The organism is Chloracidobacterium thermophilum B (genome assembly GCF_000226295.1).
Taxonomy (GTDB): domain Bacteria; phylum Acidobacteriota; class Blastocatellia; order Chloracidobacteriales; family Chloracidobacteriaceae; genus Chloracidobacterium; species Chloracidobacterium thermophilum.
This window is the reverse complement of sequence record NC_016024.1, coordinates 1,884,192-1,895,593: the sequence shown is the minus strand read 5'-3', so window position 1 is coordinate 1,895,593 and position 11,402 is coordinate 1,884,192. Positions and strand designations below refer to the sequence as shown.

Annotated in this window: 8 protein-coding genes; 4 read left to right on the top strand and 4 right to left on the bottom strand. The window is 59.5% G+C overall.

Features of this window, described 5'->3' with window-relative positions:
* Window positions 1–86: 86 nt before the first annotated feature.
* From CABTHER_RS07735 to CABTHER_RS07720, 4 genes are all read left to right on the top strand, one after another.
* Window positions 87–1,064, top strand: coding sequence for a deoxyhypusine synthase family protein (locus CABTHER_RS07735; RefSeq protein WP_014100059.1), 978 nt, complete (start codon window positions 87–89; stop codon window positions 1,062–1,064).
* Between the two features lie 143 nt (window positions 1,065–1,207).
* Window positions 1,208–2,557: a nitrogenase component 1 gene (locus CABTHER_RS07730; protein WP_081464786.1), complete on the top strand. Its 1,350-nt coding sequence runs from the start codon at window positions 1,208–1,210 to the stop codon at window positions 2,555–2,557.
* 435 nt (window positions 2,558–2,992) lie between these two features.
* The gene (gene ribB, locus CABTHER_RS07725) at window positions 2,993–4,090 is read left to right on the top strand and encodes a 3,4-dihydroxy-2-butanone-4-phosphate synthase (RefSeq protein WP_014100057.1); all 1,098 of its coding nucleotides are present in this window, start codon (window positions 2,993–2,995) and stop codon (window positions 4,088–4,090) included.
* The gene (locus CABTHER_RS07720; protein WP_014100056.1) at window positions 4,083–5,336 is read left to right on the top strand and encodes a glycosyltransferase family 39 protein; all 1,254 of its coding nucleotides are present in this window, start codon (window positions 4,083–4,085) and stop codon (window positions 5,334–5,336) included. Before ribB ends, CABTHER_RS07720 begins: the two co-directional genes overlap by 8 nt.
* A 52-nt stretch (window positions 5,337–5,388) precedes the next feature.
* Here the strand turns inward: CABTHER_RS07720 and CABTHER_RS17425 are convergent, their stop codons facing one another.
* Genes CABTHER_RS17425 through fabF form a run of 4 tightly spaced genes read right to left on the bottom strand, consistent with a single transcriptional unit; the run spans window position 5,389 to window position 11,365 of the window.
* The gene (locus CABTHER_RS17425; protein WP_041569154.1) at window positions 5,389–7,350 is read right to left on the bottom strand and encodes a hypothetical protein; all 1,962 of its coding nucleotides are present in this window, start codon (window positions 7,348–7,350) and stop codon (window positions 5,389–5,391) included.
* Window positions 7,325–9,043, bottom strand: coding sequence for a hypothetical protein (locus CABTHER_RS07710; RefSeq protein WP_228374041.1), 1,719 nt, complete (start codon window positions 9,041–9,043; stop codon window positions 7,325–7,327). The genes CABTHER_RS17425 and CABTHER_RS07710 overlap by 26 nt, the downstream gene beginning before the upstream one ends.
* 43 nt (window positions 9,044–9,086) lie before the next feature.
* Window positions 9,087–10,103, bottom strand: coding sequence for a zinc-dependent alcohol dehydrogenase family protein (locus CABTHER_RS07705; RefSeq protein ID WP_014100053.1), 1,017 nt, complete (start codon window positions 10,101–10,103; stop codon window positions 9,087–9,089).
* A gap of 26 nt (window positions 10,104–10,129) precedes the next feature.
* Window positions 10,130–11,365 (bottom strand): beta-ketoacyl-ACP synthase II, encoded by a 1,236-nt coding sequence (gene fabF / locus CABTHER_RS07700; RefSeq protein ID WP_014100052.1) that lies wholly within the window; start codon window positions 11,363–11,365, stop codon window positions 10,130–10,132.
* Window positions 11,366–11,402 lie beyond the last annotated feature (37 nt).

Below are 11,402 nucleotides of genomic sequence, written 5' to 3'. Positions count from 1 at the left end.
GCCAGTTGGGAATACCTGCGCCGGGTTGACGCCCGGTGCGCTTCCCCTGTGGCGGCTGGATGAAGTGCTGTAGAGGTTATGAGCTGATGAATGCACAACCGATTACCAACTTTATCAAGCACCATTTTCGCCATTTCAACGCGGCGGCGCTGGTCGAGGCGGCTGAAGCCTACCGCCGCCATCTGGACTCCGGCGGGAAAATGATGGTGACGCTGGCCGGGGCAATGAGCACAGCCGAGCTGGGTTTGTCCCTGGCCGAAATGATCCGCCAGGACAAGGTGCATGCCATTTCCTGTACTGGCGCCAACCTGGAAGAGGATGTGTTCAATCTTGTCGCCCACGACTACTACGAGCGCATCCCGCACTACCGTGACCTGACACCACAGGATGAAAAGGCGCTGCTGGAGCGGCATCTCAACCGGGTCACGGATACCTGTATCCCGGAAGGGGAGGCGATGCGGCGCATCGAGTCGTTCATTCTTGAAGAATGGATGGCGTCCGATGCGCGCGGTGAACGGCTGTTCCCGCACGAGTTTTTCTGGCGGATTCTCAACAACCCCCGGCTGCAGGCCAACTACCAGATTGACCCGAAAGATAGCTGGGTGCTGGCCGCCAAGGAGAAACGACTGCCCATGTTCGTGCCGGGCTGGGAAGACTCCACGCTGGGCAATATGTACGCCGGGCACTGCATCACCGGTGACATCAAGCACGTGCACACGGTGCGGACAGGCATTGAATACATGATTGAACTGGCCAACTGGTACACCGAAACCAGCGCCACGGCTTCCATCGGTTTCTTCCAGATTGGCGGTGGCATTGCGGGGGACTTTCCGATTTGCGTCGTCCCCATGCTGCACCAGGACCTGCGCCGGGAAAACGTGCCGGTCTGGGGCTACTTCTGTCAGATCAGCGACTCGACGACTTCCTATGGCTCATACTCCGGGGCGGTCCCGAATGAAAAAATCACCTGGGGCAAACTTGCGGTCGAAACGCCGAAGTTCATCATTGAATCGGATGCCTCGATTGTGGCGCCCCTGATGTTTGCCTACATCCTGGGCTGGTAGGCGCAGTCCCCGCCGGTGGGCTGTCAGCGGGGACGGCAAAAGGTGGAAAGTCACCCTTCGTTTGGCGGGGAGGACACTGTAGGTTGGAAGCAGGGCCGCGACAGACGCGGCCCGTGATCCATCCGTCCCCGCCTGTGAAGCGGATGCAACTCAACGTTTTGCAACGTATCAACGCCTGTAGTTCCAAACACGCCCCTCTTTCGATGTGTCAGGCTTTTGGCAGCCTGCGCGTCATGATGCGCGTCGAGGGCATTGTTCCGATTCTGGTTGGCAATGCCGGCTGTGTGTATGGTCTGGATTTTGTGTCGCACTTTTATGCGGCGCGGAAGTCGGTCCTGACGCCGGTCTATACGGCGGCTGACCTGACCAACGGCCGGATTGAAGACCGGACGCGGGCGGCCGTGGCCGAAACGATTGCCCAGTTCAATCCCCGCGTCATTGCGCTGATTACCCTGTGCAATGAAGAAACGGTCGGGTTGGCCATTGATGCCATTGCCAAAGACTATGCCGCCCGCGCCAAAGATGACCCGACCTTTCCGCTGGTCGTGCCCATGCACGTGCCGGGCTATGGCGTCAAATCCCATGCCGAGGCCAAGGACATTGCCGCGTCCCAGCTTCTGAAGTGTCTGGTGGAACGGGATGGTCTGCCGCCGCGTCAGACAGATACGGCCTCGACCATTGGGGAGGTCTTCCCGGCCGATCCGCTGTATCTGGAACAGTTGCTGGCAAAGATGGACATTCGGCTCGTGGCCCACATCCCATCGCGGACGATTGGGGATTTCCGCAAAGTGCTTGGCGTCGGGGTCAACGTCACGCTGCATCCGTTTTACACGAAGACCTGTGCGTTGCTGGCGAAGTACAAGATTCCCTCCATGGGCTGCACGCCGGTTGGCGTCGAAGGCACCCGCACCTGGATTGAGCGCATTGGCAAGGCGTTCAACGTCCGTCCCAGTCTTATTGAGACTCTGGCCGAGACGGAGTCCCGGGCCGTCGCGGAGGTCTTTGCCCGCACGCCGGTGCGGGGACGCATCATTGTCGCGGGGTACGAGGGCAGTGAACTTATGGTGGCGCGCCTGCTCATAGAAGCCGGTGCGGAGGTGCCTTATGTGTCAACCAACATCGGGCAGACGCCATTTACAAAAGAAGACGAGGCGTGGCTGGCCGCGCATGGCACCACGGTCGTGTTTCGCAAGACGTTCGACCAGGATGTGATTGCCGTGGATGAATACAAGCCGGACCTGGTACTGGGGACGACGGCGCTGGCTGCCTATGCCAAAGAGCGCGGGATTCCGAGCATGTACTTCACCAACATTTTTGCTTCCCGCCCGCTCTTTTTGGCGCAGGGGGCGCAGACGATTGCCGAGCTGGTCAGCCAGGCGATTGCGCGTCGGTCGGCATATCAACATCTGACGGACTTTTTTGCCGATGTGGATGAGTACGCAGAAGCAGCCGAGCCATTGCCGACTGAGGGCACGGCTGTCCCCAGTGTTTAGGCGGAGGTAAGGCCACGGCCTGGCACAGGCAACCTGGTTTTGAAAGCAGGGTTGTCATTTGCGCTGGATGTTGGGTGTTGTTTCAGTCGGGTTAGGGTGGGCGTCAGCCGAACGGCGACTCCCACCCAAAGTTTTGCCTGAAAACCTGAGTGCAGGTAGCCCTTCTTCGCCTGCTATTTTCTGTCTGCATTCCAGGCCAGACCCGCAAAGCTACCAGGGATTGCTTTTTCCACATTCTGCCGGCATCTCCTATCACCACTCGTCACTCGCCACTCGCTACTCACCACTCACCACTCGCCACTCTTGCTGTTGGTGGGAGCGGTAAACGAGTGAAATCAGTTGGGTGGCGTTGCGTCCGATGTGGACAAACACTACAAACGGAGATGACACCGTTGCCAGCCACCGCACAAGAGAGAAATGAAAAATCCAAGTCTTATGGCACTTGCTCCTATTGAGGAAGCCATTGCCGACATCCGGGCCGGGCGCATGGTCATCGTTGTGGATGATGAAGACCGTGAAAACGAGGGCGATCTCGTCTGCGCCGCCGAGAAGGTCACACCGGACATCATCAACTTCATGGCCAAGTATGGGCGCGGCCTCATCTGTCTTTCACTGACGGAAGAACGCTGTGACGAACTCGATCTACCCCTTCAGGTCGCCAACAACACCTCCGGGTTTGGGACGGCCTTTACCGTCTCCATCGAAGCCAAACGGGGTGTGACAACCGGAATTTCGGCAGCCGACCGCGCCACGACGATTCTCACGGCCGTCAACCCGGCTACGCGCCCGGAGGACCTGGCGCGTCCCGGCCACGTGTTCCCCCTGCGCGCCCGGCGTGGCGGCGTGCTGGTACGTCCGGGGCAGACGGAAGCCAGCGTGGACCTGGCGCGCCTTGCAGGACTAACGCCGGCCGGAGTGATTTGCGAAATCATGAATGACGACGGTACGATGGCGCGCTTGCCGCAACTCATTGAGTTTGCCCGCCGGCATGGGCTGAAAATCGTCTCGGTTGCCGATCTGATCCGGTACCGGCTCGCCAATGAAATTCACGTCCGCTGCACGGCCGAAGCCATGGTGAACCTGCCCAGTGGGCGGTTTCGCGCCATGACATTTCGCAGTGACATCACCGATGAGGTGCATCTGGCGCTGGTGATGGGAGAACCCGAAAAGAAAGAGGCCGCGCTGGTGCGGGTGCACTCGCAAACCCTGCTTGGCGACGTGTTTGAAGAAGCCAGCGACGAGGCCGGCCGGTGGCTGCGGTGTGCGCTCGACAAAATTGCGGCTGAAGGGAGTGGCGTCCTGCTCTATCTCCGGCAGAAACATGCCGGAACGCACCTGGAGGAGCATCTGCGGGCGATTGCCAACGGTCAATCTGTCGTTCACGGGAGCGTCCGCGACTATGGCACCGGGGCGCAAATCCTGCGTGCACTGGGGCTGCATCGCATCCGCCTGCTCACCAATCATCCCCGCCGCCTGACGGCGCTGGAAGGGTTTGGTCTGGTGTTTGTCGAGACGGTGCCCCTCGATGCCTGACCGCTGGCGACACCTGGCCGGGTTCCTCACCGTGGCGTTTCTGGCTGGTGGGGTGCGCTTTGGCGTTCGGGTGGCGCGTGGCGATGCCACCTTCTGGGAACAAAGCTACGGCTTTTATTTCGATCTGGCCCAGAAGCTCGTCCGGGAGCACACCTTCTGTCTGGACGCGCTCACCTGCGCCTACTGGACGCCGCTGTATCCGGCATTCCTGGCGCTTGTCACTGGCGGCGAACGAAACTTTCTGTCCATTGCGGCCGCACAGTCGGCCGTTGGCGTGGTAACGGTCTGGTGCGCCTACCATTTGGCGCGGCTGTGGTTCAGCGCGCCGGCCGGGTGGCTGGCTGCTGTAGGTACGGCGCTGTATCCCTACTTTGTCGTCCATGACACGGCGCTTCAGGAAACAGGACTCTACACGGCAACCGTTGCCCTGGCGACGCTGGCGCTGGCCCTTGTGTCGGTATCCAGTCATCCACTGCGCCAGGCGCTTTTGGCGGGCGGTCTGACGGGCGTGGCCATCCTCGTCCGTCCTTCTTTGGTGCCGATTGCGCCACTGGCGCTTGGCTGGCTCTGGTGGAGCTGTCAGTCCACATCACCAGGTCGGCGGTGGTTGGTGGTTGGCAGCTATGCCCTGGCGTTGTTGCTCGTGCTGCTGCCTTGGCTGGCGCGCAACTGGTTGGTTGTGGGGCGTCCGGTGCTGACGACCCGTCTGGGACACTCACTCTGGATAGCGAATAATCCCCAGACCTTTACCCATTATCCGGTCGAAAGCATTGACCGCAGCACGGCGGCGGCCTGGGCTGCCATGACACCAGCCGAACTGGCCGAAGTCGAACGGGCCACGCGCCGTGAAACGGACCTTGACGACTGGTTTCGCGCCCGGGCGTGGGCCTATATCCGGTCACATCCGGGGGCGACTGCCTGGGGAGCGTGCCGCAAGCTGGGCGCAGCGTTCTGGTGGCAGCTCAATCCGGTCAAAGGCCGGATGGAACAGCTCATCTATGGGGTGTCTTACGTGCCCGTGATGCTGCTGGCTGGAGTTGGACTATGGCTTCTGGGACGCCGGAAAAACTGGCCGGCGCTGCTTCTGTGCGTGGCGCACGTCTTGGCTTTCAGTGTGGTCACGGCGGTTTTCTGGGCGCATACCAGCCACCGGAGTTACCTGGATGTGTATTTCATCATCCTGGCGGCAGGGGCGTTGGCCTCATTCCGGCGACCGGACGCCCGGCCGCTGCTCAGTTGGAAATAAAACTCCCCTGGCATCGAAGTTTGTCGGAAGGACAGCGCGACGGCCTGCCTGTTCAGGGGGAATCAACTTGCGCTGGAGCCGACCGATAGAGGATGTCATAACCCTTCAGCCGTGCCACCCTTGAGTACTTCTCCGAGAACACTTCCGGGAGTCCTTTGGCCTCTCCTGCAAGGCTACCAAATTGCAGTATGCGCTTGACAATCACCCATTTCACCTGACGGCGCTCGGCTTCTTCCAAAACCCTCTCCGGTGGGAAAGGATTGGACGTCCGGTCAAAGATAAACATCGGAAGCGGACTACGTCGCCCCGTCACGGCGTAAAACGGATCCTCATGCGGAATACATACCACCGGTTCGGCTTTGGGGATGTGGTCAGCCACAAAATCCAGCAACTCGGTAAAGTTGTCGAGGTAAGGACCATAGGACGTAAAGCCGAAGAGGGGACCAGAAGTAATCTTTTGCACTTTTCCTTGCTGATCGATGTAACACAGCCGATTGTTGCGTTGCACATAGGGAACAGCCGCAAGGGTCAGCGTGATGGCAACACCCCAACACACCAGTGGCTGCCGCGGATTACCAGTAAGCGGACTCGCCACATACGCCACCATCAGTACAAAGAACGCCCATATTCCGTAAGACGAATTAATGTAGCCTTGGGAAAGGAACGAAAGGAATGTCAGGATGACTGTGAGCCACGGCAGTAATGCCCACATCAGCCGTGATGAGAACAATGCTGATGGCAGATGCCACAACCCGGCTAACACCGTAAGGATCATGAGGGGAATCCATAAAAATAGAACCGGATGATAAGCAGTAGTAAAAAAGTGTCCAACAAGTCCTGCTGTGAGACCTATGGCAACAAAGGGGCCGAGTAGGAATGCCAGGCTGGTGAGGCCCAGCCAGGAAGAAGTATTCATTAAACGTCCCTGTTGCCATCCCCACCAGCCCAGCACCAGCACAGCGCTCCAGGACCAGAGCAAATAATCTCTTTGAGTGGCAACAATCAGAGCGATAAACCAGAAGACCAAAGCTACACCCATCACAAGGAACGGCTTGATTGCCGGACGCTCCCGTTGCCATAGCCACCAGCTGAGCGCCAATGCACTCAGGCAAAACCATACAAACCACATCAGGTAGCTTTTGTAGGCACTTTTCACGATCCAATCGGGCACTCTGCGACTTGCAGAGGCAAAGACCCACCGCCAGTAGTTGCCCAACCCACAGATCAACTCCAGCCACACCGCCGCCCCAACCACGCCCGCCACCACTCCCGCCCCAAACCACCGCAAACCCACAACATCCAGCTCTGCTGTCCCCTCTTCCTTGCTCTCCCCCTCGCCCCCTCCCCGGCTGCCCGCCCCAGCACCTACCCACCGCCCACGCAACCACCCCCACCACACCACCACCCCAACCACCAACACCACATACGGATACCCCACATTCTGCTTCGCCAGCGCCGGCAACACCGTCGTCACCCCACCCAAAAATGCCACCACCGCACCCACCCGCCGCGTCGCCACCCACTGCAGCAGGTTCAGATTCAGCAACACCAGCAAACACACGTCCGGGTCATAAAACGGATGCGGATAAATACAATGCGGCGCCAGCCATACCAGCGGCACACACAACGCCACCCCACTCCACCCAGACACCGACACCCGCACCAGCCCGTACGTCAGCAGCACGTACCCCACGTTCACCACCGTGCAGTACCACGCCGTCACCCCATAGCTAAACCCAAACACCTTGATGAGCGTCGCCTGCACGTGAAACGTCAACGGCGAATGCGGTAACCCGAAGTCCCGGTACATCACCTCCCCCTGCGCTATCCGCCATGCCGTGTCCACAATGTAGGCATAATCCCCCAATACCCCAACCCGCCCCGTCTGCCACTGATGCACCGCCCCAGCACCAAACCCCAAAACACAAACGGCAAGCCACAGAAGGGCTTGCCGCCACACCCCACGCTCCCCCAAACGTGCAACCGTCTCAGTCAATCCGATACAGGATGTCATAGCCGCTCAACCTGGCCACTGTGGTGTACTTTTCAGAGAAAGCTTCCGGGATTCCCTCAACCTCCCACGCAAGATGTCTTATTTGCAGTACTCGCTTGACAATCACCCATTTCACCTGACGGCGCTCGGCTTCGTTCACAATATCTTCCGGGAAAAAAGGTGTAGCTGTGCGGTCAAAGATGACCATAGGAAGGGGATTGCGTCGCCCCGTCATCACGTAAAACGGATCCTCCTGCGGAACACATACCACTGGCTCGGATTCGGGAATGTATTTAGTCACAAAATCCAACAGTTCAAAAAAGTTACTGAGGTGAGGAACATGAACTGTAAAGCCACGGAATGAACCAGAAGTAACGGTTTGCAGTGTTTTTCCGCGCCTGTCAATGTAGCGTAACCGAATATTGCGATATACATAGGGAATAGCTGTAAGTGTCAGTGTGATCGCAAAAATCCAACATATCAGTAATTGCCATGGGTCATTACGTACTCTTACCACAGATGCTACCATAAGCACAAAAAGCGCCCATACTCCATAGGACGATTTGGTATGCCCTTGGGAAAGAAATGAAAAGAATGTCAAGATGACGGCTATCCACGGGAGCATCACCCGAACCGGTTGTGACGCCGACAAGGCTGACGGCAGTTGCCACAACCCAACGACCAGCGTGAGGATCATGACCGGAACCCACAGCGACAACAGCGGGTGATTGTATCCCACAACAAAAAGGCCTCCACAGAGCCAGGTTATGGTGCTCATCACGACAAAAGGCCCCAGCAAAAGTGTCGCACTTGCGGTTGCCACCCAGGACGGGCGCGCCCCCTCGCCTTTTCGCTGCCACAGCCACCACCCCAACACCATCAGCCCACCCAGCGCCCACGACTCATAGTTTCCATAAATCTCTGGGATCAAGACTAGACCCACTAATCGGCGGCTGGCAGAGGCAAAGACCCACCGCCAGTAGTTGCCCAACCCACAGGTCAGCCCCAGCCACACCACCGCCCCAACCACACCCGCCGCCACACCGGCCCCAAACCACCGCAAGCCCACAACATCCAGCTCTTCTGTTCCTTCTTCCTTGCTCTCTTCCTGACTCCACTCCCCACCACGCCCACCTGCCCACCGCCCACGCAACCACCCCCACCACACCACCACCCCCACCACCAACACCACATACGGATACCCCACATTCTGCTTCGCCAGCGCCGGCAAGACCGTCGTCACCCCACCCAAAAACGCCACCACCGCCCTCACCCGCCGCGTCGCCACCCACTGCAGCAGATTCAGATTCAGCAAGATCAATAAACAAGTATCCGGGTCATAAAACGGATGCGGATATATACAGTGCGGTGCCAGCCACACCAACGGCACACACAACGCCACCCCACTCCACCCAGACACCGACACCCGCACCAGCCCGTACGTCAGCAGCACGTACACCACGTTCACCACCGTGCAGTACCACGCCGTCACCCCATAGCTGAACCCAAACACCCGTATCAGCGTCGCCTGCACGTGGAACGTCAATGGCGAATGCGGTAACCCAAAATCCCGGTACATCACCTCCCCCTGCGCTATCCGCCACGCTGTGTCCACAATGTAGGCATAATCCCCCAACACCCCAATCCGCCCCGTCTGCCACTGATGCACCGCCCCAGCACCAAACCCCAAAACACAAACGGCAAGCCACAGCACGGCTTGCCGCCACACCCCACGCTCCCCCGAACGTGCAACCGTCTCAGTCAATCCGAATGCAGATTTTCCCAAAATGTCCACCCTGCGCCATCAACCCAAACGCCTGCCGAGCCTCGTCAAGAGCAAAGATTTTGTCCACCACCGGACGAATCCGGTTCTGCTCCAAGGCGCGGTTCATCGCCTCGAACATCTCCCGCGACCCAACAATGATGCCCTGCACGCGGATGTTCTGCATCAGCACCGGCGCAATGTCAATTTCGCCAGTCCGCCCGGACAATACCCCGATCAGGCTGATATGACCGCCAAACCGGACGGAACGAATGGACTTAGCCAAAGTGCCGGTACCACCTACTTCAACCACATGATCAACACCGCGGCCGGCAGTCATCTCCCGCACGGCTTTGTCCCAGTCGGGAGCCTGCCGGTAGTTGATGACTTCATCCGCCCCCAAGGCCTTGGCGCGTTCGAGCTTTTCATCACTCCCGGAGGTGATGATGACCCGGGCACCGGCGGCTTTGGCAAACTGGAGGGCAAATATGGAAACGCCGCCTGTCCCCTGGACGAGTACGGTATCCCCCGGCTTGAGCTGTCCGTGGGCGATGAGCGCACTCCAGGCTGTCAGCGCCGCACAGGGCAGGGTGGCCGCTTCTTCGTCATTCAGATAGTCCGGGACTTTGACCACCCCTTCCTGCGAAAGCGCACGGTACTCGGTCAGCATGCCATCGAGCGGGCCACCCAGGGTCGTTGTGCGCACCTTTTCCACGGCCGGCTCACCGGCGGTCCATCCCTGCGCAAAAATCCCGGCCACCCGGTCTCCAACGGCAACGCGCGTGACGCCATCCCCAACCGCCACAACCTCCCCCACACCGTCAGACAGCGGAATCAACGGGAGCGGCTGCTTGGGGTTATAGACCCCAGTTACTGTCATCAGATCGCGATAGTTGAGGGATGTAGCCCGCACTCGGATCAAAACCTCTCCAAACTTCAGCTCCGGGTGAGGGCGCTCAGTGAGACGAAGGTGCTCAATTCCAAACTGATCAGCAAGTTCAACGCACTTCACAGCAGAAGACCTCCCAACTGGAACTCTCAGGCTTCGGCCCGCCGGAAGACCAGCGAAACATTGACCCCACCAAAGCCAAAAGCATTACTCATGGCATAGTCGAGGGACATTTCGCGGGCCTTGCAAGGCACACAGTCCAAGTCAAACTCCGGTTCATCGAGATTTATCGTCGGCGGGATGCGCCCATCCCGCAGCGCCAGTACTGCGACGACGGCTTCCAGCGCGCCGGCTGCCCCCAGCAGATGACCGGTCATGGACTTCGTTGAACTGACCGCCAGCGAAGTCGCAGCCGCACCGAAAACCTGATGGATAGCTGCCGCTTCGGCAGCATCTCCGGCCGGAGTGCCCGTCGCATGGGCATTGAGATAACCAACCTCGGCCGGGGCAATGCCGGCATCGGCCAGCGCCTGCCGCATAGCCCGCGCCGCGCCGTCGCCAACCTCGCTTGGATGCGTCAGGTGAAAAGCGTCGGCGGATTGTCCAAAGCCAACAACCTCTGCCAGCGGACGCTTCCCCCGCGCCAAAGCCTGTTCCCGTTCTTCCAGAACGAGAACGGCCGCCCCCTCGCCCATGACAAAGCCATCCCGCTGCCGGTCAAATGGACGGCTGGCCCGCGCCGGTTCAGCGTTGCGCGTGGAAAGGGCGCGCATGGCCGCAAAACCGCCAATACCGGTCGGCGTTACGGGCGCTTCCGCACCCCCGCACAGCATCACATCGGCATCCCCTGCCTGAATGATACGGAAGGATTCCCCAATGGCGTGTGCGCCGGAAGCACAGGCCGTGGCCGAAGCGAGATTCGGTCCCTTCGCCCCAAAGCGGATCGAAATCTGTCCACTGGCAAGGTTGATGATGGCGGACGGAATGAAAAACGGTGAAACCCGGTGCGGACCTTCACGGTGCAGTTTCGTGTGCTCGCGCTCGATGATGGTCAACCCACCCAGCGCCGACCCAATGTGAACCCCTACCCGGGCCGCATGGTCACCGTTGATGTGCAACCCACTGTCGCGCATCGCTTCCTCAGCAGCGGCGATGGCGTAGTGGATGAACGGGTCCATCTTTTTGATCTCTTTTTTCTCGATGAACGCCGCCGGGTCAAAACCACGCACCTCGCCGGCGATGCGGACGGCAAACGCTGTGGCGTCGAAGCGCGTGATGGGGCCAATCCCGCTTGTCCCGGCCAGCAATGCCTCCCAAGTGGCCGGGACATCCAGCCCAAGGGGACTGACCACCCCGACGCCAGTGACGACGACACGCCGTTTCATGACGCAAAACCTCCACGGTCGCGGTGCGCGGGCAAAC